The sequence below is a fragment of the Paenibacillus albiflavus genome (assembly GCF_004344915.1).
In the GTDB taxonomy this organism is placed as follows: domain Bacteria; phylum Bacillota; class Bacilli; order Paenibacillales; family NBRC-103111; genus Paenibacillus_AM; species Paenibacillus_AM albiflavus.
Genome location: NZ_SKFG01000004.1, coordinates 54,615 through 78,395 on the forward strand (window position 1 = coordinate 54,615; position 23,781 = coordinate 78,395).

Here is a 23,781-nt window from a genome sequence, read left to right on the forward strand (position 1 = left end):
CAATGGTCAGCCTTTCACTGCTCCTGCCGTAATTCCGCGGACTAGCTGTTTAACCCCGAATGCCAGCAGGATAAAAGATGGCAACAGCACAATCGTGACACCTGCCAGAATCAAGTTCCATGACATCACCTCAGCATGCTGCAGCATGGCAACCCCGATCTGCACGGTTCTCATCGAAGGGGAATTCGTTATAAGCAAAGGCCACAAGTAGTGGTTCCAGTGCGTTAGGAAGACGTATACCGCCAGTGTAGCGAGTGCGGGACGGGATAGCGGAAGCACAATAGAGATGAAGTTGCGGATATGCCCGCAGCCATCGATTTTAGCCGCATCAAATAACTCACCAGGCAGCTGCATAAAGAATTGACGGAGCAGGAACACGCCAAAGGCACCTGCCATAAAAGGAACGATTAGTCCTTGATAGGTATCCATCCACTGTAGATCCTTGATTAAGAGATAGTTCGGAATAATGGTAACTTCCCAAGGAATCATCATCGTGGCTAGAAATAGTGTGAATAGCAAAGTTTTCAATTTAAAATTTAAGAAAGAGAACGCATACGCAGCCAGCGAGGATGTAATTACTTGGCTGATCATAATGGCTGATGAAACAATAAAACTGTTCAGGATAAACCTGACGATAGGAAAACCCTCTATGGCTTGCTGGAAATTCCCTAAATATAGCTGGGAAGGGATGATAGCTGGTGGAAAATTAGACACTTCCTGCTCGGTCATAAAGGATGATAGTACGGTGAAAATCAGCGGATACAGTACCGCAAGCGACAATAGGGACAGCAGCAAATATTGCAGATATTGGGGTAGTCTTCTCGCGATCATTGATAATGCACCTTCTTCTCCAGAACTTTAAATTGAATGACGGTTAAGGTCAGAATAATGACGAAGAGCACTAACGCCTGAGCGCTTCCTGTACCGAATCGGAAGTTAATAAACGCATCCTGATAGATGGAATAGACGATAACATTCGTTGAATCGATCGGACCGCCTTTGGTCAGAATATGAATTTGGCCGAATGTCTGGAAGGCATTAATAACCGATACAATGAGCGCAAAAAATAGGGTCGGCGTTAGTAAGGGCAGAACAATTTGGACAAACGTTCGGATTGGGCCGGAGCCATCAATTTTGGCACTCTCATAGATTTCATCAGGAACTCCCTGAAGTCCGCTAGATAACACGATGAACAGGAAGCCCATATTCATCCATATGGTCATTAGGGAAATCGATATAAGCGCCCAAGCGGGGTCTGTGAGCCATGGAATAGCTGAGATATTGACGAGACTTAGGAAGTAATTCAGCATACCTGCTGTTGGGTGGAAGAGTAGGAGCCAGATGATCGATCCTGTACCTACTGAAATGACGATGGGAAGCGAGAAAATAAACTGAAATATTTTCATCCCTCGAAGTTTGTTATGTGTGAAAGCGGCTAGGAGCAAGGACCAAATGATTGAGGTAGGGACAGTGAGCAAAATAAATAAGAGAGATACAGATAAATTGGAGTAGAATTTATCCGATGATAGCAGATCAATAAAGTTATCGAGCCCGACGAATTCAACAACTCTGCCGCGCGGGTCCGTGAGGGTCATACTCAGATATATTGATTTCAACATAGGATAAAAGAGGAATACGATAAATAGGAACAAGGATGGTGCTAGGAATAATAAAGCAAGAACATTTTCGCCGATGTTTCTTCGTTTCTTTGATAAAGCGCTTTCATTTTTGGTGCGGCTAAGAGCGCTTTGTGGCATGGACATAAAATTTCCCCTTTCATACAAAGGGAGACCAATAATCCACATCAATGCAATGCTAAATAGCACTGCTGTTAATGTGAATTTCTTGGTCTCCATCACATTTACAAACTTGGTATTATCATACAAGTAATTAATTAGTAGTGTCAACTATAATGTGGAATTTAAAAACAGCAAGCTGCCAGTAAAGGCAGCTTGCTTCGTACTGCTTATTTTAGTTAATCAAACCTGCTTGTTGTAATAACAGGAAGATTGCTGATGCAGAAGCTTCACGAGATGCAGCGTCTAATGGATTAAACATGGAGGAGCCATCCGAGTGTTGAATATCCATTAGGTTGAGTGCAGTCACCGCTTCAATACTGGATTGTGCATAAGCAGAAGCCTCGGAAGCATCGGCATAAGCTTCAAGCTTACTGGAAGTAGTGCTTGTTACATGAAGCAGCTTGAGCGCCTTGGAAAGAATGACAGAGAGATCTTGACGACTGATTAGGGAATTCGGATCAAATAGGTCATTGCCTATTCCGCTGATCAGTCCTGCCTCATAAGCTGCTGCTATACTATTCGCATACCAGTCAGTAGCCTTCACATCTTTGAAAGGTGATGCATTGCTTGCATGCAAGCCGAGTGCTCTAGTCAGCATCGCTGCAAATTCAGCACGGGTTACATTTTGCTTAGGTGAGAATGTAGTTGCTGATGTTCCACTGATCAAGAACTTATTCGCCAAAGCTTGAATTCTAGCTTTAGCCCAAGAATCACTGATGTCAGTGAAATTAATTTGATGCGTTGCGGCAGCGTATACGGAGAAGCCAGGACGATTAGCAACTACTGTCGTTGTACCATCAGTATTGTTGATGAAGGTACCCGATAAACCGCTGATCGCATTGTTCTCTTGATACAATACGCCTGAAGCGCTGGAATCTACTTTACCGTTAATAGTAAAGGAACGCTTGATAAAGATTTGGTTGGAAGGCTCAAAAGGTTTAATATCCTTACCATTCACCAAGTTCATTTCATAATGATAAGGAGTTCCAAGTACCTTAGCTCCACTGAAATTCGTAAATGCGGAGCTTTGGTCACTAGCAGAACCAAGCGTTAGCGAAACGCTTAATCCAGCAGGAACGCTTTTGAAGATGGTTACAGGAATAGCAATTGAAGCATTTCCAATCGTAATTAGTAATGTATTGCCTGCATTCGAGTTAGCGAGCATAGTAACTTGAGCAGGTGTAAGGAGTAATTCTGCTTGCTGTGATCCAGTTACTGGAATATTGACGATGAATACAGAAGGAGAATTAGGATTCTTATTCAGAGCAGTTTTCAAATCAGCATCTGAAAGCGTGCCATTCACCGACTGTCCGCTCTTAACCGTCTTCACACCAAGATTCGTTGTAGCTTGACCTTTAGCCAGCAGGGCAGAGCTTGATGAGTTAATGGCAGGAGTTGAAGCAGGTGTGCTGCTGCCTCCATAACTCGAACCACCACCGCCTGTTGAAGGGCCACCACTATTGTTATCGCTTGGTGCGGTTAAAGTAACAGATCCTTTGACATCAAGTTTGATGGATGGTTTAGCTGCTGATGCAATTGTAATTGTAAGCTCTACAGCAGCAGTTCCGCTGTTAGGGCGTGATTGAAGAATTCCATTGTTGCTAATATAGGCTGTATTGTTACTTCCCGTTACTTGATAGGTAATTCCATCAGTAGACGGAAGTGTGAGTACGGCAGCATTTAATGTAGTTGTATTTGAGACGTTCAGAACAAAGTTGTTCTTTGCATCTGTTACCTTTTGCAGCTCGACTGCATCAGGATCCACCGGTGGCGGATTAAGCGTTACAGTTACATTTGTGGTTGCAGAAATGCTAGGTTTAGCAACCGATGCGATAGTTACAGTCAGATCCACTGAAGCAGCGTCTTTTTCAGGCAATGCTAGAAGTGTACCACTATTGTTAATGAGCGCAGTATTGTTGCTTCCTGTAACTTCATACGTTACTCCTTTAGTTGTAGGAAGAGTCAGAACTGGCTTATTGATAATGGTTTTGTTCGTAATGTTCGGAACGAAGCTATTTTTCGCATCCGTTACCTTTTGCAGTTCGATTGTATCAGGATCCAGAAGCGGAACCTTTACATTGGTGGTTGCATAAATTTCAGGATCAGCATTCGATGTAATAGTTACAGTCAGATCCACCGAAGTAGGGTTTGTTTCAGGCAAAGCTAGAAGCGTACCATCATTATCAATGAGATCAGGTTTGTTGCTTTCTGTAACTTTATACGTTACTCCTTTAGTTGTAGGAAGAGTCAGAACTGGTTCACCGAGAATGGTAGTATTCGTGATATTTGGAGTAAACATTTTTTGAGCTTTGTTTACCCTATCCTGCTCTGTCATTTTTACGGCAAAAGTCTTAATCGTAAGGTACTGGATTTTGGTTCCATCTGGTCGGACGACAACATGTCCTGCTTCATTAAGTTGTAAACCAATGACGGCGATTTGATACATGCCTTCTGGAAGTTTCTGCATTTCGCCATCATCATCTTCGTATTCATTATCAAATTGAAAGCCATAATTCCCTTTCGGGATAATTTTAAAGTTGTTGAACATCTCGCCGTAGTAGCCTAGGGTCTCATTATTCAAATCATCTACTTCGACCAAGATGTAGTTGACATCTCCAGCAGTTAATTTAAAGCTTGCAGCAATGTCGTTCAGCGCTTCATCATCACCATCTATGAAAATAGATGTCTTGTCGAGCTCAAATTCCTGTAAACCAAATCCGTTGTCAGGAAGTTCTGTCCCTACATATACAGCGAAAGGCAGATGTAGAGAAGGAAGACCACTGCTTTCCAGGAGTACTTCACCCTCATAGGTTCCCTTAACCGCTGCAGCAGTCGGGCTGACAGTAAGAGAGAAGACCTCGGAAGAATTGCCGCCTACTGTAATGGTATTATCTGCACCAACATTATCGAGCGTGGCAATAATGTTCGATACATCTGGTGTTTGATTGGAAGTTACAATTGGATGCATACGAACAGATGCATGATAGGAAACCGGATTAGCAGATGTATTCTTAAGCTGAAGAATATTTGTTTGAACAGTGCCTGGCGCCATAACACCAAAGCTTGTATTGTCACCATAGTTGGTAACAACTTGTGGATCTAAATTCTTATCAAGAATTGTAAGTTCCTCGATAGATTGCAGAAGTGCAGGAGTTTGCAATGCGTTCTTAATATTGACGCGACCAGCACCTTGTGAATAGACATCATATAATGTACCCTTTTCATCACTGATCTGATCCGCTGTATTACCAAGCGCTGCACGAATATCGAATGGTAACCAATCAGGGTGTGCTTGCTTCAATAAAAGTGTAAGGCCCGCAACATGCGGAGTTGCCATGCTTGTGCCACTCTTGCGAGCGTAAGCCTGATCATAAGATATGCTTGGATCGGACTTGCCATAGGCTGGTACTGTTGAAAGAATGTTAACGCCTGGTGCACTAAAGTCAGGCTTGATGCTGAGTTTATCATCAGATTCAGGTCCTCTGGAGCTGAAGTCTGCCATTGAGTCGCCAGGAACGACTGTTAGTTCATAATTCTCGTCGAATGTGAACGTTAACTTGGAACCTGGGGTGCTAATGACTTGCTTCGCAAGCTTGCGTCCTTCGGTACCTACCATATCGAATGTTGGGATATAGTCGAATGAATCTCCTAAGTAGGCGACACTACCAATAGCGCCATCTCTTCCTGAAACGGATTCTGACAGATCAGGGTTCGAAGTTCCTGCTATTACGTTACCGTTAAAGATAATAATGGCTTTGGCCCCATGCTCCTTGGCAATCGCAATCTTGTCTACGAAGGCAAGAGTACCACGAGATGCAAGCACCACTTTATCCGTTACGTCAACACCAGCATAATCAGGTTCATCGCCTATTCCTACATAAATGGTTTCAATCGGATCAGGGCCTAGAATAGATGCAAAGTTATTGCGGCCTGTTTCCCACGCCATCATATTAAAAACATGATTTGCTGGTTCTGCAGTTAAGGCATCTGATGTTGTCACTGGAGGGCTTGAAGGCTCATTGCTTGGCGCAAGTGTCTCATCTGGTGAATCCGAAGGTTCATTGCTTAGTGTCGGAGTTTCTTCTGGTGTTGATACAGGTTCTTCACTTGGTAGTGTAGATCCATCTGGTGAATCCGAAGGTTCAATGCTTAGTGTCGGTGTTTCTTCCGATGCTGATACAGGCTCTTCACTAGGAGGTGTAGAATCTTCCGGTGAAGGAGTAGGCTCATTAGAAAGTGTAGAATCCTCTGATTCCGCTGCTGGGTCAGGGTCAGTATTCGGAACAACAGGTGGTTCAGTCGTCAATGTGCTTGTGGCGGATACAGCGTAGTGATTAGAAGGGCTTGTAACAGCGCCAACACTTATAGATAAAAGAGATGATGCTGGCGATCCCATGGAATAATAAGAAGGACCTGCATTACCGTTTGCTACTACGACTGTTATACCAGACAAGACCGCGTTATTAAGTGCGATGGCTTCTGGTGAATTCGGATCTTTCTCATCATCAGAGCCGAGTGACAGGTTAAGGACATCCATTCCGTCTTTAACAGCACGCTCAATTCCGTCCAGTACTTGAGCTGTAGTACCCTCTGCTCTTCCAGATTTCACATTAAATCCGAGAACTTTATAAACATACAGATCCGATTCATATGCAATCCCCTTCTGAACAATATCAGAGGTTGGGTTCTTAGCTCGACCTACAATCGTACCTGATACATGGGTGCCGTGTGATGTTCCTAGAAAATCTTTTCCAGCCGGCGGTTCTTCATATGGATCATCCGTATTAAAGTAGGAATCGTAACCTCCTTTAAATGCTTTCTTTAAGTCTGGGTGTGTATAGTCTACACCCGTATCAATAACTCCAACTTTTAACCCTTTACCCGTATATCCTTGACTCCAAGCATAATCTACACCGATCTGCTGAAGTGGCAGAGCCTCGTAATTCGGGCTAGCAGCATCTAATGAAGTTCCATCCTGAAGTGGTATTTCATAATATGTATGATTCACATGAATGGCTTTTACCCCTGGGAGTTGTGCTAATTGCGGAACTTGGTTAGCTGGAACCGTAACTTCCATTCCGTTGAATACATTCGTGTATTCATAATTTTTCTTGATATTGATGCCATTCAGACTAGCTTGCTTCATAAAAGTTGTTTGTTCATTTTTGATGGAAGCTTCGGTTGTTCCTGCAAATGATCGGAGACCCATTTTGGAGGCATAATTGCTGGCTGCTAAAGGTTCACTTTGCATTTGGACAATGATTCTGATTTCATCTGAGGAGCCTGTGTTGATCTGAGGTGAGATGAATACTTGCTGTGGATCTGACTTAGCTAATTGAGTGTTAAGAAGCTTGTTGATTGCGGATAAGTTTGTTTTTTGCAGCTGAAGCTCTGAAATTGTGCTTGCTTGGGCAATGCTTCCAGAGTACAAGCCTCCATAGCCCAGCAAGGAGAGAGCAAGTGCAAATGCGGAAACACGTTTGAATAGCTTTCTTTTCAATCTTTTCCCTCTTTTCTTGTAAATTTGTGAAGCACTTCTAGTGCTAGAAGCAGCAAAGAGCCACCTCAGCACATAGAATAGTAGTACATTCTACTATAATGAATGAATTTCCTTTTTATTCCTTAATTAATAATATCAGACATAAATCAGGGTATTTTGTCATATTATGCTTCTGAAATTAGTGGTTTTATTTATCTCAAACATAGGCGGTGCTTCATAATTTAAGAGAAACGACTTTTTTTGATGGTGATTACGAGAAAACAGATTTTATGAGAGTTAGAGTGAGATTCGCTTATTTAACGTCGGGACATGTAATAAAAAAAATTTGAGTGATATGGAATTTATGACTTTCGGATCATAGATAGGAATTCAGTAATGAAATTGTGTCTGCTCCATTCATGCAAGCGAGTTTTCATGTCTTATGTTAGAATATATTAACGATTTGAATGGGAATAACTCGAAACGATAGGAAAGGTTGAAGTTTGCATAATGAGTACACAGACAAAGAAACACCCACAATCATCATCTGCACTTAATAAGAAGCAGCGACTAGCAATGGCTGTTACATTAGGTTCAATGACAGCTATCGGACCTTTATCGTTAGATATGTATTTACCTGCATTGCCGATACTGTCAAGCGATCTGAATGCGAGTACTTCGCTTACCCAATTTAGCTTAACTGCATGTTTATTAGGACTTGCCCTTGGACAGCTAATAATGGGAGCATTAAGTGATTCACGGGGACGACGTGTCCCGCTTATTGCTTCATTAAGTGTATATGCGCTTGCATCGGTATTATGTGCTATAGTTCCTTCCATTTGGGGGCTTATTGTACTTAGATTTATTCAAGGGCTGGCAGGAGCAGGTGGTATCGTAATTGCACGCGCAATGGCTCGTGATTTATATGAAGGGACGGAACTGACGAAATTCTTTTCATTACTTATGCTGGTGAATGGTTTGGCGCCAATTCTGGCTCCAATTGCAGGTGGACAATTACTGAAGTTTATTTCGTGGCATGGTGTGTTTATCGTTCTGGGCTTCTTAGGCTTATTAATGGTGCTCGGTGCGGTTATCGGACTGTCCGAAACTTTACCTGTAAATCGGAGAACAAAGGGTGGAATTAAGACGACAGTGTCGACCTTTAAGGGCTTAATTCGTGACCGAATTTTTATGGGATATGCGTTGTCACAGGGCTTTGTATCAGCAGCGATGTTCGGCTATATCTCGGGTTCGCCATTTGTGCTGCAGGATATATACGGTGTTTCACCGCAAGCATTCAGCTTATTCTTCGCACTTAATGGACTGGGACTCATCATCGCGGCCCAAATTACGGGGTATCTTGCACCTAAATTGGGAGAAACGAAGCTATTTCGTGCTGGACTGACGATTGCAGTGGTAAGCGGATTAACGTTGCTTGGCATGATCTTAATGAAGGCTCCATTAATCGGAATCCTGATTCCACTATTCTTCGTTGTTTCTTGTACGTCGATTGTAGGTACGGCAGGCTTCTCATTAGCGATGACTAGTCAAGGTGACAAGGCAGGCAGTGCTTCCGCCATGCTTGGACTGCTGCCATTCATATTTGGATCGATCGCAGCGCCTCTTGTTGGGATTGCAGGGAATCAGACAGCGGTTCCGATGGGACTTGTCATTACTTTCTGTGTAATAGGAGCGCTAAGCTGTTATTTATTCATGGTCCAGAGTCTAGTTCGACGTAAATCACAACCTACGAATAAATCCGTTAGCTTATAGAGTATATCTATTGTAATTGGCCATTTTATTATGTAAAATATTGTAAGCGATTCTTTCGCTAAGAAGACTGCTTCATGAAGGGGCGGTCTTCTTGTTTAGTGATATCGATATCCGTTTCTTCTTGGTAGGAGGTATGATACCCAAATGATTCCTCGTAATGAACGTAATCGGAATTTTCAGCCGAAGCATCGAAAGGTCAGATTCTTCCCTATTTTACTACGACTAGCAGTTGTTAGCTGTGTGACCGTGCTTATGGTTCTGATTCCACAAGAGGCAGCAGACTTCCAAACAGCCTCTATAGAACAGTCACAATCAACAAATTTGCCTGTAATAGGAAACAGGAGCGATGATTCAGCATTAAATAATGAAGCGTTAACGGATAAGTTGGAACGGTTCGCACAGATGACAACTGAGAAGAAAGAGCGTAGAGCTAAGGAAGCGGCTTATTATCTGAATGAGCAAATTGCTGATCAAGTCATGGATTCAGATTGGTCCCTAATTCCAAGTACCGTTTCACCAGGGGACATCATTTTGGTTAGACACAATCAGCCTGGCAAGGTGAACTGGCTTGATAAGGACTACAAGCTTGAACCTTTTGGAGAAGGATACTTCACCTATCTTCCTATTGGAATAGGTACCAAGCCTGGTACATATAAGATTGGCAATCAAGTACTTACGATTCAGGCCAAACAATTCGACACCCAATCGATTAAAGTGACGAAGCAAATGGCAAGCATGAAGCAGGAAACAGATCGCATTCAAGCTGATCAGAAGAAAATTAATCTGGCTCGGAGTCAATCAAGCCCTGAATTTTTATTTACGACTACTTTCATTCAACCTGTTGAAGGCGTACTAACAACACCGTATGGTTATACACGATATGTAAATGGCAAGTTAGATAGTCGGCATACGGCGATTGATCTTGCTGCAAAAGAAGGTACACCGATTCATGCGACAAATGACGGAATCGTTGCGTTAGCAGATAATTTGTATTTGACGGGCAATTCGATATATATTGATCATGGAATGCATCTGTTCTCTCAATATGCGCATATGTCCAAACTCCTTGTGAAGACAGGGGATAAAGTGAAGCAGGGAGATATTATTGGGCTTGTTGGGACGACAGGATTCTCAACAGGACCTCATTTGCATTTTACATTTTGGGCACATAATGTGCCGGTTAATCCAAATTTATTTTTTGGAACAACACCATTTCATTGGTGATTTAGAAGGGCTTGAAGAAGCTTGGATCGTTGTAGTGGAGGATAACAGCAATGGATTTGAAAGTGATGACATTTAATCTTAGAGTACCTTCGGTATTCGATGGACTGAATTCGTGGTGGTTTAGAAGAAAATCAATTAACGATTTAATCAGAACTTCGAATGCGGTAATTATCGGTATACAAGAAGGCAGCAAGCAGATGCTGAATGCGATTACGAACCATTTGCCAAGCTACAAGTGGGTAGGAGCACATCAAGGGAAATTCAGTGAATACTGTGCTGTGATCTATAATGAGCGGTTGGTTACGCATATTGATGAGGGTACTTTCTGGTTATCCCAAACCCCAACAATTCCAGGAAGCAAAAGCTGGAAAAGTGCATGGGTACGACTCTGTACTTGGGTGCATTTTAAGAGTGTACATGCGCCGCACCAGGAGTTTGTCGTGTACAACACACATTTGGACAATAAAAGTCAGGAAGCGCGTGAGCAAGGGCTGCAGGTGATATGGCGGCATATGATGTCCTATACGAAGGGCAAGGATTTGCCGATCATTCTGATGGGTGACTTGAACGCTGAACCACAGAATAAAGTGATTCAATATTTGCGAAAATTGAGAAGAGACAAGAACGATAAAATCCCTTTTTTTACAGATGTGTATAGCAGATTGAAGAATGGCAGCTTGGATGCAATCGGAAGTACCTTTCATAACTTTAAGGGCGGGTCTAAAGGGGAGACATTGGATTATATTTTTGTAACGAAGCCATTTGAAGTGCAGGAATCCATCGTGGAGCGGAGCAAATTTGATTCGCGTTATCCTTCGGACCATTACCCTGTGATCGCAAAGCTCAAACTCCCATTAGTCCCTCGGATTCGTTCTAATAAATAGATAGTGGTGCAGTTCACTCACCTCGCTACAATATGTGCTATACTAGCAGTATTGTTAACTTAATTATTTTTATTTTGGTTAACAATTAATATTAAGCGTGTATGGGCAACCAGAAAGGTGAGAGAAGTATGAATGTTAGTCATGGATCGCAGGTAAACTGGCAGCAATATGCGGATAAAGCTTTAGCGGGAGAATGTTTGACAGTGGAGGAGAGCTTGTCTGTCTTGCAAGCCGACGATAAGGAATTACTGCCATTGCTGCATGCAGCGTACCAAGTTAGACATCATTATTATGGCAACAAAGTGAAGCTGAATATGATTCTGAACGCGAAGAGCGGGTATTGTCCGGAGGATTGCGGTTATTGTTCGCAGTCTAGCATATCGGGCGCACCTATTGAGAAATATACGATGCTGAATAAAGATGAAATCGTAGCGGGTGCCAAAGAAGCTGTATCGAGAAAAGCGGGAACATATTGTATCGTTGCAAGTGGAAGAGGACCGACGGAGCGAGAACTAGGTGAAGTGCTTGATGCTGTGAAAGAGATTAAGCAGGAATACAAGCTGAAGATCTGTACTTGCCTTGGCATTCTAAAGGATGGTCAAGCTGATCGATTAAAAGAAGCAGGCGTGGATCGCTATAATCATAATTTGAATACGAGTGCAGCACATTTTGATCGAATTACGACGACTCATTCATATGAAGACAGAGTACATACCGTTGAGGAAACCAAAGTTGCAGGCATCTCTCCATGTTCTGGCTGTATTATCGGAATGGGCGAGACGCATGAGCAGGTTGTTGATATAGCTTTCTCTTTACGCGATCTTGATGCGGATTCGATTCCGATTAATTTTCTGAATTCGATTCCTGGCACCCCGCTTGAGAATATGAAGCAGTTAAATCCGAGATATTGTCTGAAGGTATTGGCATTATTCCGTTTTATTTGTCCAAGTAAAGAAATTCGAGTAGCAGGTGGCAGAGAAGTGAATTTAGGACAATTGCAACCACTTGCCTTGTATATGGCTAACTCCTTATTCGTAGGCGATTACTTAACGACCAATGGTCAGGAAATCAGCAGTGATCATCAGATGATCGAGGAGCTTGGATTTGAAATCGAGGAATGCTGTGTATAGCTTTGCGGCTCGAATAGAGTAATAGATTTCCAATTGAATGGAGATGATTACATGGCTAAACCAACCTATATTGTACCGAGTTTAGAAGAATGGCTGAAATCATTTGAGTTCTACTCAACTGTTAAAGTGCGTTATTGTGAGACGGATATGTCAGGTCATGTGAATAATATTAGTTATCTTGTGTATCTGGAGCAGGCACGTGGCGAATATTTACTTAGTCTAGGAGCTTTCAATTCGAGTACAACAGTTGTAACAGCCGATATTTGGTGTCATTATCACTCCGAAGCATTCTATGCAGATCAGCTTGTGGTTGGTGTTCGAGTAGCGAGGCTGGGGAATTCTTCAGTAGACCTTGAATATTGCATTATTGCTGCACAGGATCGTCGCCTCGTTGCGACAGCAGCAGGAACAATTGTGATGGTGGATATGCAAACCAAGAAGCCAATCCCCATTCCTGATCCTATTCGAATGAGTCTGAATCTATCATAAATTGGCATAATATTTTGTATAAAGGGAAAGTTATCCTTATGACAATAGATCACCAAGGAGGACTTTGAATAATGGTAAATTCGCGTGAGGAAGAAGTAAATCGTGCGCTTGAGGCTGAATTTGCACAGGCAAATGCAACGAATGCCTATAGCACTGGATTAACCTTATCTGGCTATTCGGGATCTGGTGCAGCAGCCTCTGCACTAGATGGCGAGCTTGATGCCATGTTTAATAAAATGGATTCCGTTGAAGAAGAAATCTAACCCGATCAATAACGCTCAAACCACTTTATTGGTTTGGGCGTTTCTTCTTGATATAATTTTGCAAATATCTGCGTAGCTGTTTGAACTTTTGACAATAGCTATTCGTACTATAGATGAATGATCGAAGACAGGGGTGGTAGACAGCATAATGGAGGAGCAGGAACGCATCAATCAAGCGATTCGGGGAAATGAACAAGCTCTTGCGCATTTGTTGCATGATCACTACGCATTCCTAATGAAATATTTGCTTAAGGTGACGATGAATCCAGCGCTTGCGGAGGACTTGACCCAAGACACGATGCTGAAGTGTATCGAGAAGATTCATCTTTATAACGGCAAGTCCAAATTTTCTTCTTGGCTCATTACGATTGCCTCTCGTTTATATATCGATGGGATGCGTCGCAATAAACTGGAGCGCAAGTGGCAGGAAAGTCAGAAGCAGCCACTACGATTCATGCAGTGGCAGATGGGACAAACCCATGAACAATGGTCGGACATACTGGAAGCGATGGCTACCGTATCCTATGAGACCAGATTGCCTGTGATGCTTAAACATTATTATGGATACAGCTATGAGGAGATTGCAGAGATCATCAATGTTCCTGTCGGGACTGTTAAATCACGTATTTATAATGGGTTGCGTCATATTCGAAAGGAGTTGAACGACATTGAGCAAAGTGAGAACGGATAGAGAGCAGCACCAAGACGACTATGATGTAGAGGATGAACAACTGATTGATCAGATGAAGCTAGGTATGCAAGCAATTGACGATGCCCATGATGTGTTGCACACAAAACCTGATCTGTTTCAGTTCCAAAGTTTAATCAGTGAGCATAAAGCCATTGCCCGTCGCAAGCGTCAGATGGAGCTATTCCTTTTTGTCGTAGTTGCTGTGGTGCTGGTAACAGGCAGTCTTCTGATGGCGTACAGCAATCTGACGATGTTTGTCATCCTACAGCTTGCGGTAATCCTATTTGCTGCCGTATTGCTCACCCTATCACAACTTAATGCCAAAGACAGGAGACGGGCTAATGACAATTGCTGATATTCCCATCTGGGTAGTTTTAACCGCAATCCTTCTCTTGTTTTCACAAAGTGTTATTTTGTTCTTACATGCAAGACATCATAATCACAAATTTTATTGGCTATGGGGTCTGTTTGGAATTATACAATTTCCTTCTCCTACGATCCTCTATATTCTTTTCGCCGTTAAACCATGGCGTAAGAAGCATTAATCTATGAATTGAATTTTCCAGGAGGTTATTTAGCATGGATAAATATATTCATACTTTCTCATCCGTTAATTGGGAAGCAGTTCTTCCAATCATTATCCCGATCATCGTTATTCAACTTATTTTACTTGCAGTCGCATTATTCTCATTAAAAAAGGCACCTGCAACAAGAGGTCCTAAATTATTATGGGCATTAATTATTATCTTCGTAAGTATTTTAGGTCCTGTACTGTACTTTGTAATAGGGAAGGAAGAGCAATAATGGAATTACTCACAGTATCAGGTTTAAGAAAACAATACGGGTCCCATGCTGCTGTGAATGGACTTGATTTCCAGATTCAAACGGGCAGATGCGTAGCCCTATTGGGTCCTAATGGAGCGGGTAAAACGACGACACTCCGCATGCTGGCAGGTTTGCTTAAGCCGTCATCAGGTCAAATAAGCTGGAATGAGCAGGTCGGTCATGTACGTGATCCTCGTCAAATCATAGGTTATTTACCCCAAATGCCTGTGTTCTATCCATGGATGAGCGGACAAGAGTTCCTCAATTATGTTGGACAGCTAGCCAACTTATCGGCCAAGGAAGCGGAGAGCCGCACAGCGGATGTGCTAGTGCAAGTTGGATTGAAGGACGCTGCGAAACGCAAAATCGGCGGTTACTCTGGCGGAATGAAGCAGCGGCTTGGACTTGCTCAGGCACTCGTGCATCGTCCGAAGCTGCTTATGATGGATGAACCCGTGTCTGCACTTGATCCGATAGGAAGGCGCGAGGTACTGGATTTGATTCAGGCCATTCGGCAGGAAACAACGATTTTGTTCTCCACACATGTTCTGCATGATGCCGAGGAAGTGTGTGATGATGTGCTCATTATGAATAAAGGGCAAATTGCCATTAAAGGCGATTTGAATACGGTTCGTAAGGAATACCAATCACCTGTGATTCGAATTCAAGTAGAGCCGTTTGATGGGGATAAAGCTTGGCTTGCCAATCTTAAGAATAGACCCTATGTGGATGAAGTTACGATTGAACTGCATACCGCTTATCTAACAACCAAGAATATAGATGAAGCAAGATACGAGCTTATGAAGGAATTGGTGGAGGGACATATCCCCATTGTTAAACTAGAAATTGAGCAGACGACCTTGGAGGATCTGTTCATGAGGGTGGTGAGCAGATGAGACAGTGGCTTGTGATTTATCGGAAAGAAATGAGTGAAATGGGTCGCAATTATAAATGGTTATGGGTTCCGCTTATATTCATTCTGCTCGGGATCATGCAGCCAGTCATGCTCTATTATATGTCTGATATTTTGAAAAGCGCGGGTAATTTGCCGGCGGGAACCGTTGTTGAGTTTCCACTGCCTAGTGGCGGGGAAGTTCTCATGCAAACACTTGGCCAATATGGCATGATGGGGGTACTCATTCTAGTATTGTCCATGATGACCGTTGTATCCGGAGAAAGAAATAGCGGCGTTATTGAACTGATCCTGGTTAAACCAGTCTCCTATACCAAATTTATAACAGCCAAATGGGCGGGTATGCTGACGATTACAACAGTGTCCTTATCTTTGGGTTATCTGGCCTCATGGTATTATACGATGCTGCTCTTTGAAACCGTTCAAATAACCGATGTCCTGGTTTCACTATGTATCTACTTATTATGGTTTTTCCTAATCGTCTCGGTTACGCTCTTAACCAGTACAATGTTTCGATCCTTTGGTGCAACCGCATTTGTTACCATTGGGTGTATTGCCGTCCTAACGTTACTAACGAACTTATGGACCAAAGCACTTGCTTGGAGTCCAAGTCGACTCTCCGCTTTAGCTGGACAATGGGTAATGGGAAAGCCGGACGATGAGCCAATCGCTTTCATTATAATAGTCGCAATTCTATGTATGGTTGGGTGCTTGCTATTATCCGTCACTGTTTTACGAAATAAGCAAAGCTTATCGTAAAAGAATATACAAACGCTACCGTCCTTTAACAGGATATGGTAGCGTTTGTTTTTTTTGTTTTATAGCAAAAACAATACAAACAAAGAACAAACCAAAAACAAATACAACATAAAACAATAAATATTAATTGCAATGTTGGGAAGAACGTGCTAATATTTGATTACAAACAACAAATTACTACAACTTAGCAGATGCAACTTGAGATTTGTTGTTTGTATTTCTTTTTACAAAAACTTCAAATCAAACAAATGGGGTGGAAACGTGAAACACAAGTTTATGAAAACGCTTATCATTAGTTTGTTAGCCATGGTTTTAGTGGTAACAGGTTGCTCGACAGGCGGAAGTTCAGATTCGTCCAAGGGTACAACTGAGAAGAAGGTTGTTGAAGGTTTGCCTGATTCCATCAAAAACAAAGATAATATCAAAGTGATGGTAATCCGTAAAATTGGTGGAGACGATCATACTGCACAGTTCTTGGCTGGTGCTAAACAAGAAGGCGAATCGATGGGTATTACAGTCGATACGTACACTGCAAATGGAGATACTGCTAAGTTCCACGATGCAATCGCACAAGCTGTAGATAAGAAATATGACGGAATCATTATTTCACACGGTGATGATGCTGCAACAGTTGATGAAGTGAAGAAAATTGTTGATAAAGGTATTCCTGTAGTGACATTTGACTCCAACGACGGTTTGAAAAATGTCCCTGGTGTTACTTTGACATCACAGGATGATGAAGAACTTGCAAGACAAACACTTGATAATCTAATCAAGGAAAAAGGCGAAAATGCCAAAATCGTTTACTTATGGGTTGATGGATTCCCTCCAATGGTGCGACGTAACAATGTTTATCAAGAAGTATTAAAGAAATACCCTGGTATCGTTGAAGTTGAACGCTTTGGTGTAGCAGCTGGTGACACTTCCGTTCAAACCCAAAATGCGGTTTCCGCGATGCTGACTAAACATAAAAAAGGTGAAATCGATGCTGTATTCGCAGCTTGGGATGCGTTTGCAATCGGTGCAACTAGAGCAATTAAAGAAGCTGGACGCGATGAGATTCAGATCTATGGTATCGACGTATCCAACAGTGACCTTCAATTGATGCAAGAAAAAGGAAGCCCTTGGGTATCCACTGCTGCAGTTGATCCAAAAATGATCGGTGCTGTTAACGTTCGTATCCTTCTTAACAAAATTGCTGGTGAAGAAACACCGGCAACTTATGACCTTGAAGCTAACCTTATTACACAAGACAAGCTTAAGGATTCCAAGGACCCTGTGAACATGGTTAACCTTGCGAATATTGTTCCTGGATGGGGACAAACAGATGCATTCATGACTGATTGGATGAAAGCACTAAAAGACGCATATAAGAAATAGTCAATAAATACCCCAACTGGAAGCGCTCTCCCTTACCTGAGGGCGCTTTCCTTACAACGACACATGTTAGAAGGTGGCAAATATGGGCGATATTAGAAGATCCAATATCGAAATGAAAAATATCTCGATCGAGTTCCCTGGGGTTAAGGCGTTAAAAGAAGTGAATTTTGTCACAGAATCGGGCATAAGTCACGCTTTGATTGGTGCCAATGGTGCTGGTAAATCAACGCTTATGAAAGTACTGTCAGGTGCTTACAACCACTATACAGGCGAGATTTTCATGGATGGCAAGCAAGTGAATATTCGTTCTCCTAAGGATGCCAAAGACCTTGGTATTCAGATCGTATATCAAGAGGTCGATACAGCCTTGATTCCTTATCTTACCGTTGGTGAGAATATCATGCTGGATGAAACCGTAAATGATATGGGCGGCAAGCAATTTGTAAGCTGGAAGGAAATTCATCGTAAATCGAAGGAAGTACTGGAGCGATTACATGTTCCGGTATCCACCAGGAAGCTAGCAAGTGAGTTGACCTTGGCTGAAAAGCAAATGGTGCTAATTGCAAGAGCGATTTCCAAAGAATGTAAATATCTGATTCTTGATGAGCCTACAGCTCCACTAAGTCATGCTGAAACAGAAGAGCTGTTTCGAATAGTCAGAGATTTGAAGCAAGCAAATGTGGGCGTGATTTTCATTTCTCATCGTCTGCCAGAGCTGTTTGAAATTTGTGATGATATCACGATCATGCGAGATGGCGAGTTTGTTGTAAAAGAGAAAATAGCGAACTTGGTTCAGAATCAAGTTGTCGAATACATGCTTGGCAAAAAAATGGATCAACAATTCCCTAAGCATAATATCACGATCGGCGAGAAATGCTTTGAAGTTAAAAACTTCGGTGATGGGACAAATGTCCACGACATTAACATGTACGTGCGCAAAGGCGAGGTTGTCGGAATCGGCGGACTTGTTGGCGCGGGGAAAACAGAGCTATGCAAAGCCATCTTCGGTCTAAGTAAAGGGACAACAGGAGATTTAATTCTTAATGGTAAGAAGTTAAAGCACAAAACTCCGCACGCTGCCGTTAAATCAGGTATTGCATTAGTGCCTGAGGAACGCCGCAAGGAAGGGATCCTTGTATCGGAATCCGTTTCGGTTAACTTAACTGCTGTTAGTTTATCCAAATTTACAAGCCTTCGAACTTTCCTGAACTTCAAGAAGGAGAGAGAAATCGCTAAGCAAATGATTACTAGCCTTGGGGTTAAGACACCAAGCGACCAAGCGAAAGTGAAAAATCTCTCAGGTGGTAATCAGCAAAAGATTGCAATTGGCAAATGGCTTGTTGGTGATTCTGAAGTATACATCTTCGATGAACCAACCAAAGGCGTCGACGTTGGAGCGAAGCGCGATATATTTGAACTGATTTCAGGTCTTGCGGCAAAAGGCAAATGCGTCATCTATGCATCCTGCGAATTGTCGGAACTACTAGGAATCACGGATCGTATGTACGTGCTTTATGACGGAGAGGTTGCAAAAGAGCTAGAAACAAGCAAAACGAATGAAGAAGAGATATTGTTCTACTCGACAGGAGGCAAGTAACATGAGCAAAGGAAACTCCATACAAGCTGCTCGCAAATTTGATTTCTTTGATTTCCTATATAAATACGGAACCTTGATTACAATCGTTATCTTGATCGCATTCTTCGGCATGATGTCAGAAAGCTTCTTGCAAGTCTCTAACATCATTAATATCCTAAGATCAATTTCAATTGTAACGATTATCGCAGTCGGGATTACGATTTCCTTGTCGGTTGACGGTTTTGACTTGTCAGTTGGCTCGATTGCATCTTTATCCAACGCGCTCGTCATCTCCATGTTTGTCTGGTATGGACAAAATATCGTACTTGGTATTCTAGTAGCGATTGTAATTAGCTTATTAGTTGGTATCTTAAACTCCTTCGCAATCGTTAAGCTCAAGATTCCTGATATGTTGATGACACTTGCGATGATGTTCATCGTTCAAGGTATTGCGCTAACGTATACAAGAGGCGCAACTGTATCTGCGAACATGGTTATGCCGGATGGCAGCTTTGCGACAGGCACAATCAGCCCTCTTTTTGCTAAACTTGGACAAGTTCCTTGGATCATCATTATCATGGTTGTTGTTGTAGCCGTTGTTCATATTTTCTTAACTTATACGAAGCATGGTCGTTACATGTACGTAATTGGCGGTAACCCAGAAGCTGCTAAGCTATCAGGTATCCCAGTTAATAAATATCGTGTTGCTGCATACCTATTATCTGCACTATTTGCGGCAATCGGTGGTATTATCCTTGCATCACGTGTTATGACAGCCGAAGTTAACGCAGGTGCTCCATATCTAATGGACGCTGTAGCTGCTGCCTTTATCGGATTATCCGTTCTTGGTTCAGGCAAACCGAACGCTATTGGTACCTTCGTGGGTGCGATCCTGATCGGTGTTCTGCAAAATGGACTTGTTATGATGTCCGTTCCTTACTACGCAATGGATATTGTTAAAGGAACAGTACTAGCTTTAGCACTAGCCTTAACCTATTATAAGAATAAATCATAGTTAACAAGAAACGATCAAATCATCCAGATAAAGAGAAATGTGTTTCCGAGAAGAAACGGATTCACGGTCCATAAAGACAGGTGCGTTTCTTAAGGTATTACTTAGAATTTATGACACGAAAGTTATAAATTCTATAATACTAAAAATTGGGTTATTCAACTTTGTAGGAGGTATAGGAGAAATGAAAGATTTCAGTGCTTACTTTACAATGAAAGAAACTGACGCAATCGCATATGCAACGACACAACTAGATATGTTTGATCACAATGCAGAATTAACTTGTACCGAGATCGGTGACGGGAATCTGAACTTCGTGTTCCGTATCCAAGATAAGAAAACAGGTAAATCGATTATTCTTAAACAGGCTGGTCCAGTTGCTAGAATTTCGAGTGATATTGCAGTTTCTCCTGACCGTAATCGAATCGAAAGTGAAATTCTTGCGATTCAATATAAGCTTGCACCCGGTTCCGTACCGCAAATATACAAGTTTGATAGTGTGATGAATTGCTGTGTAATGGAAGATTTGTCCGATCACGTAATTATGAGAAAAGCGCTTATGGAGCATAAGCAATTCCCTCTTTTTGCCGATCATATTACAACATTCCTAGCAAGCACATTGCTTCTAACTTCCGATGTTGTGATGAATCACAAAGAGAAGAAGGATCTCGTTAAGAGTTTCATTAATCAGGATCTATGTGAAATTTCAGAGGATCTTGTCTATACCGAGCCATTCTATGATTGCCCTCGTAATGAAGTGTTCGAACTTACTCGTGCATTTGCGAAACAGCATCTATGGGATGATGAGGCGCTATTGTTGGAAACAGCTAAGCTTAAATTCGAATTTATGACGAATGCTCAATCGCTTATTCACGGTGATTTGCATACAGGTTCGATTTTTGTTAAAGAAGATTCCACCAAAATCTTCGACCCTGAATTTGCGTTCTATGGCCCAGCAGGCTACGATATTGGTAATGTTATTGCTAACTTGATTTTTGCCTACATTAATGCAGAAATGACAATGGATGCAGGTCCTGCTAAGGAAACTCATACGTCATGGCTATTAGAGACAATCGGGTCTATAATAGATTTGTTCCAAGACAAATGGAATAAGCTATGGGATGAGAAAGCAACTGACCGCGTTGCACAATACAAAGGCTTCAAGTCCTTCTATCTAAGCAATGTGTTGAAGGATACTGCAGCTGTAGCTGGTCTTGAAATGATTCGTAGAACACTTGGATTAGCTCACGTGAAAGACGTAACGTCTATTGCGGATGATGCTAAGCGTTCACAAGCTGAGAAATTCTGCTTGATCGTAGGTAAACGTTTCATTATGGAAAGAGAACAGTTAACAACAGGTGCCAAATACTTGGAAATTTTGAAAGCGGGGGTACAACATGACTAATCAACAAGATATTCTATCATCAGTCATTCAATCTGTTAAATTAGACGATGCAAATGATACACTTATCATTCTGGATCAAACTTTGCTTCCGAATGAGAAAGTATTCCTAGAGCTCAAAGAGATGGAAGATGTATGGGATGCTATCTACTACCTACGTGTTCGTGGTGCTCCTGCAATCGGTATTGCAGCAGGCTATGGCGTATATCTTGGAACAAAGCAATCCCAAGCAGCTACTTACGATGAGTTGTACGCTGACTTCCTTAAAGTGAAGGAATATCTGGCTTCCTCCAGACCTACTGCTGTTAACCTATTCTGGGCGCTTGATCGTATGGATGCTCGCTTCAAAAAAGAAGCTGGGAAGTCTGTAGCCGAAGTGAAAGCAGCTCTTCATGAAGAGTCTGAATTGATTCGTTCCGAAGACGAGCAAATTTGCAAAAACATCGGTGAATACGCACTTTCCTTGCTGAAACCAGGCATGGGTCTATTAACACACTGTAACGCTGGAACAATTGCAACTGCGAAGTATGGTACAGCACTTGCACCTATGTACTTAGGTCAAGAGCGCGGCTATGATTTCAAAGTGTTTGCGGACGAAACTCGCCCATTGCTTCAAGGTGCTAGACTTACAGCATGGGAGCTTAAAGAAGCTGGCGTGGATGTAACGCTAATCTGCGATAACATGGCTTCCATCGTAATGAAAGAAGGCAAAATTCAAGCTGTACTGGTTGGCTGTGACCGCGTTGCTGAGAATGGCGACACTGCGAACAAAATCGGTACATCAGGTGTTGCGATCCTAGCGAAACATTACGGAATTCCGTTCTATGTATGTGCACCGCTATCAACAGTTGACTTGAATACGAAGACTGGCGACGACATCCATATCGAACTAAGACCGTCCGAAGAAATCACAACGAAATTCTATGCAAAACCACAAGCACCAGAAGGTGTTCAAACATACAATCCTTGCTTCGACGTAACAGACCACAACATGATCACTGCGATCATCACAGAGAACGGTATTGCTTATGCTCCGTTTGAAGAAAGTCTGCCGAAGATGTTCAAGAACAATAAGTAATTAGTGTGAAAAAGGGCATCCCTTAGCCGTATAGCTGAGGGGTGCCTTTATTGTTTAGTATACCTTAAGAAACGCCTCCGTTCTTAAAGACGTTGAAACCGTTTCTTCTTGTGGAGAAGACGGGGTGCGCTACAGAGGATTTAAAGCTGCATTGATGCAACTTCGGCTGTTCGGCGAACTTCTGCTGTTTGCTAAACCTCTGAAGCCACGTTCTCATGCAGCTTTCTTCCTCTAGCCCCGAGTAACTTCTGTTGTTTCACGTCCAGCCTGCATTTTGTACATTCAAAAACGCCGATTCGCCCCAATAAGCAACTTTGCCTGCAATTAGTACATTCAAAAAAGCCCGTTTGCTTGAAACGGGCCTTTTTGTGGCTTTTTGAATGTATGGAATGCAGGCAAACTCTGTTGAAGGGGGCTTCTGGGGTGTTTTGAATGTATGTTATGCAGGCAAAAGTGCTTCTTCTTATTCCCTCAGAAACCAGTCGCCCTATATGGCTCAGTTGAGTTTATTGTTTGTGGAGAGGGGGGGGGAGTAGGTTTGAAGCTGCATTGACACGCACTTTGGCTATTCGTCGAACTTTTGCTGCTTGCTGAACCTCAGCAGCCACGTTCTCATGCAGCTTTCTTCGTCTAGCCCCGAGTAATTTCTGTATCGCGTCCAGCCTGCATTTTGTACATTCAAAAGCGCCGATTCGCCCCAAAAAGCAACTTTGCCTGCAATTAGTACATTCAAAAAAGCCCTTTTGCTTGAAACGGGCCTTTTTGTGGCTTTTTGAATGTATGGAATGCAGGCAAACCTTGTCGAAAGGGGGTTCTGGGGTATTTTGAATGTATGTTATGCATTCAAATATTAATTCTAGGAATCTAGTTAATAATATATTGGAATTAATATGAACTATATGAAAAAAAAGCCATTTCATTGTGATATAATAGAGTCACAATAGAATGGCTTTCTGAGGGTGGTCGGCTAGTCTCCAGGAATGGAGGTGATGCCGTGAGCGTATATGAAGCAATATCTGTAATGTTCCAATTTGGAATGTGGATTATAGCGTTAATAACTTTGATTATTACGCTGCTGATATATGTAAACAAAAAGAAATAGAC

General features: G+C 42.2%; 20 protein-coding genes and 2 pseudogenes. 18 read left to right on the forward strand and 4 right to left on the reverse strand.

The features are described from left to right. Positions 1-6: 6 nt before the first annotated feature. The 3 genes from E0485_RS06650 to E0485_RS06660 all read right to left on the reverse strand — a co-directional run bounded on the left by E0485_RS06650 (position 7) and on the right by E0485_RS06660 (position 7,299). Complete coding sequence (locus E0485_RS06650) at positions 7-831, reverse strand: carbohydrate ABC transporter permease (RefSeq protein WP_132417206.1); 825 nt, start codon at positions 829-831, stop codon at positions 7-9. Continuing rightward, positions 828-1,757 carry a carbohydrate ABC transporter permease gene (locus tag E0485_RS06655; RefSeq protein WP_132417408.1) on the reverse strand — a complete coding sequence of 310 codons (930 nt, stop codon included), beginning with the start codon at positions 1,755-1,757 and terminating at the stop codon, positions 828-830. The genes E0485_RS06650 and E0485_RS06655 overlap by 4 nt, the downstream gene beginning before the upstream one ends. Positions 1,758-1,971: 214 nt before the next feature. Next, the gene (locus tag E0485_RS06660) at positions 1,972-7,299 is read right to left on the reverse strand and encodes a S8 family serine peptidase (RefSeq protein WP_132417207.1); all 5,328 of its coding nucleotides are present in this window, start codon (positions 7,297-7,299) and stop codon (positions 1,972-1,974) included. Between the two features lie 489 nt (positions 7,300-7,788). Here E0485_RS06660 and E0485_RS06665 point away from each other — a divergent pair, with 489 nt between their 5' ends. The 17 genes and pseudogenes from E0485_RS06665 (at position 7,789) to mtnA (ending at position 22,677) form a co-directional block, all read left to right on the forward strand. Further along, complete coding sequence (locus tag E0485_RS06665; RefSeq protein WP_132417208.1) at positions 7,789-9,051, forward strand: multidrug effflux MFS transporter; 1,263 nt, start codon at positions 7,789-7,791, stop codon at positions 9,049-9,051. Positions 9,052-9,195: 144 nt separating this feature from the next. Then, entirely contained in the window at positions 9,196-10,275 is a 1,080-nt protein-coding gene (locus tag E0485_RS25785) for a M23 family metallopeptidase (protein ID WP_328591274.1), read from the forward strand. Positions 10,276-10,325: 50 nt separating this feature from the next. After that, positions 10,326-11,159 (forward strand): endonuclease/exonuclease/phosphatase family protein, encoded by an 834-nt coding sequence (locus E0485_RS06675; RefSeq protein ID WP_132417209.1) that lies wholly within the window; start codon positions 10,326-10,328, stop codon positions 11,157-11,159. Between the two features lie 128 nt (positions 11,160-11,287). Next, positions 11,288-12,289: a biotin synthase BioB gene (gene bioB / locus E0485_RS06680; protein WP_132417210.1), complete on the forward strand. Its 1,002-nt coding sequence runs from the start codon at positions 11,288-11,290 to the stop codon at positions 12,287-12,289. Between the two features lie 51 nt (positions 12,290-12,340). Next, on the forward strand, positions 12,341-12,778 hold the full coding sequence (locus E0485_RS06685) for an acyl-CoA thioesterase (RefSeq protein WP_132417211.1): 438 nt from the start codon (positions 12,341-12,343) through the stop codon (positions 12,776-12,778). A 71-nt stretch (positions 12,779-12,849) separates the two neighbouring features. Further along, positions 12,850-13,041 (forward strand): hypothetical protein, encoded by a 192-nt coding sequence (locus E0485_RS06690; RefSeq protein WP_132417212.1) that lies wholly within the window; start codon positions 12,850-12,852, stop codon positions 13,039-13,041. 148 nt (positions 13,042-13,189) lie between these two features. Continuing rightward, a complete protein-coding gene (sigY, locus tag E0485_RS06695; RefSeq protein ID WP_132417213.1) occupies positions 13,190-13,732 on the forward strand; it encodes an RNA polymerase sigma factor SigY in 543 nt (180 codons plus the stop codon). Then, complete coding sequence (locus E0485_RS06700; RefSeq protein WP_235857468.1) at positions 13,719-14,087, forward strand: DUF5345 family protein; 369 nt, start codon at positions 13,719-13,721, stop codon at positions 14,085-14,087. Before sigY ends, E0485_RS06700 begins: the two co-directional genes overlap by 14 nt. 224 nt (positions 14,088-14,311) lie before the next feature. Beyond that, positions 14,312-14,536 carry a PLD nuclease N-terminal domain-containing protein gene (locus E0485_RS06710; protein WP_132417216.1) on the forward strand — a complete coding sequence of 75 codons (225 nt, stop codon included), beginning with the start codon at positions 14,312-14,314 and terminating at the stop codon, positions 14,534-14,536. Then, on the forward strand, positions 14,536-15,453 hold the full coding sequence (locus E0485_RS06715) for an ABC transporter ATP-binding protein (protein WP_132417217.1): 918 nt from the start codon (positions 14,536-14,538) through the stop codon (positions 15,451-15,453). Before E0485_RS06710 ends, E0485_RS06715 begins: the two co-directional genes overlap by 1 nt. After that, positions 15,450-16,229 (forward strand): ABC transporter permease, encoded by a 780-nt coding sequence (locus E0485_RS06720; protein ID WP_132417218.1) that lies wholly within the window; start codon positions 15,450-15,452, stop codon positions 16,227-16,229. Before E0485_RS06715 ends, E0485_RS06720 begins: the two co-directional genes overlap by 4 nt. Before the next feature lie 261 nt (positions 16,230-16,490). Next, on the forward strand, positions 16,491-17,609 hold the full coding sequence (locus E0485_RS06725; RefSeq protein ID WP_407944835.1) for a sugar ABC transporter substrate-binding protein: 1,119 nt from the start codon (positions 16,491-16,493) through the stop codon (positions 17,607-17,609). A 112-nt stretch (positions 17,610-17,721) separates the two neighbouring features. Continuing rightward, positions 17,722-18,213: pseudogene (locus E0485_RS25850) on the forward strand (ATP-binding cassette domain-containing protein); the annotation flags it as partial. Positions 18,214-18,534: 321 nt separating this feature from the next. Next, positions 18,535-19,206: pseudogene (locus E0485_RS25855) on the forward strand (ATP-binding cassette domain-containing protein); the annotation flags it as partial. A gap of 1 nt (position 19,207) precedes the next feature. Then, positions 19,208-20,200: an ABC transporter permease gene (locus E0485_RS06735; RefSeq protein WP_132417220.1), complete on the forward strand. Its 993-nt coding sequence runs from the start codon at positions 19,208-19,210 to the stop codon at positions 20,198-20,200. 181 nt (positions 20,201-20,381) lie between these two features. After that, positions 20,382-21,602 (forward strand): S-methyl-5-thioribose kinase, encoded by a 1,221-nt coding sequence (mtnK, locus tag E0485_RS06740; RefSeq protein WP_132417221.1) that lies wholly within the window; start codon positions 20,382-20,384, stop codon positions 21,600-21,602. Next, positions 21,595-22,677, forward strand: coding sequence for an S-methyl-5-thioribose-1-phosphate isomerase (mtnA, locus tag E0485_RS06745; protein ID WP_132417222.1), 1,083 nt, complete (start codon positions 21,595-21,597; stop codon positions 22,675-22,677). Before mtnK ends, mtnA begins: the two co-directional genes overlap by 8 nt. 565 nt (positions 22,678-23,242) lie before the next feature. On the opposite strand, the gene E0485_RS25035 is transcribed toward mtnA, so the two are convergent. After that, positions 23,243-23,410 (reverse strand): hypothetical protein, encoded by a 168-nt coding sequence (locus E0485_RS25035; protein ID WP_165921097.1) that lies wholly within the window; start codon positions 23,408-23,410, stop codon positions 23,243-23,245. 261 nt (positions 23,411-23,671) lie between these two features. Here E0485_RS25035 and E0485_RS25860 point away from each other — a divergent pair, with 261 nt between their 5' ends. Then, positions 23,672-23,779, forward strand: a complete 108-nt coding sequence (locus tag E0485_RS25860) for a putative holin-like toxin (protein WP_207910935.1) — start codon at positions 23,672-23,674, stop codon at positions 23,777-23,779. Positions 23,780-23,781: the final 2 nt, after the last annotated feature.

Bases quoted from the DNA above. Each gene is read 5' to 3' on its own strand.
- E0485_RS06665 (WP_132417208.1), top strand. From the start codon at position 7,789: ATGAGTACACAGACAAAGAAACACCCACAATCATCATCTGCACTTAAT.
- E0485_RS06720 (WP_132417218.1), top strand. From the start codon at position 15,450: ATGAGACAGTGGCTTGTGATTTATCGGAAAGAAATGAGTGAAATGGGT.
- E0485_RS06690 (WP_132417212.1), top strand. From the start codon at position 12,850: ATGGTAAATTCGCGTGAGGAAGAAGTAAATCGTGCGCTTGAGGCTGAA.
- E0485_RS06710 (WP_132417216.1), top strand. From the start codon at position 14,312: ATGGATAAATATATTCATACTTTCTCATCCGTTAATTGGGAAGCAGTT.
- E0485_RS06685 (WP_132417211.1), top strand. From the start codon at position 12,341: ATGGCTAAACCAACCTATATTGTACCGAGTTTAGAAGAATGGCTGAAA.
- E0485_RS25785 (WP_328591274.1), top strand. From the start codon at position 9,196: ATGATTCCTCGTAATGAACGTAATCGGAATTTTCAGCCGAAGCATCGA.
- mtnK (WP_132417221.1), top strand. From the start codon at position 20,382: ATGAAAGATTTCAGTGCTTACTTTACAATGAAAGAAACTGACGCAATC.
- bioB (WP_132417210.1), top strand. From the start codon at position 11,288: ATGAATGTTAGTCATGGATCGCAGGTAAACTGGCAGCAATATGCGGAT.
- E0485_RS06675 (WP_132417209.1), top strand. From the start codon at position 10,326: ATGGATTTGAAAGTGATGACATTTAATCTTAGAGTACCTTCGGTATTC.
- E0485_RS06650 (WP_132417206.1), bottom strand. From the start codon at position 831: ATGATCGCGAGAAGACTACCCCAATATCTGCAATATTTGCTGCTGTCC.
- E0485_RS06715 (WP_132417217.1), top strand. From the start codon at position 14,536: ATGGAATTACTCACAGTATCAGGTTTAAGAAAACAATACGGGTCCCAT.
- mtnA (WP_132417222.1), top strand. From the start codon at position 21,595: ATGACTAATCAACAAGATATTCTATCATCAGTCATTCAATCTGTTAAA.
- E0485_RS06735 (WP_132417220.1), top strand. From the start codon at position 19,208: ATGAGCAAAGGAAACTCCATACAAGCTGCTCGCAAATTTGATTTCTTT.
- E0485_RS06655 (WP_132417408.1), bottom strand. From the start codon at position 1,757: ATGCCACAAAGCGCTCTTAGCCGCACCAAAAATGAAAGCGCTTTATCA.
- sigY (WP_132417213.1), top strand. From the start codon at position 13,190: ATGGAGGAGCAGGAACGCATCAATCAAGCGATTCGGGGAAATGAACAA.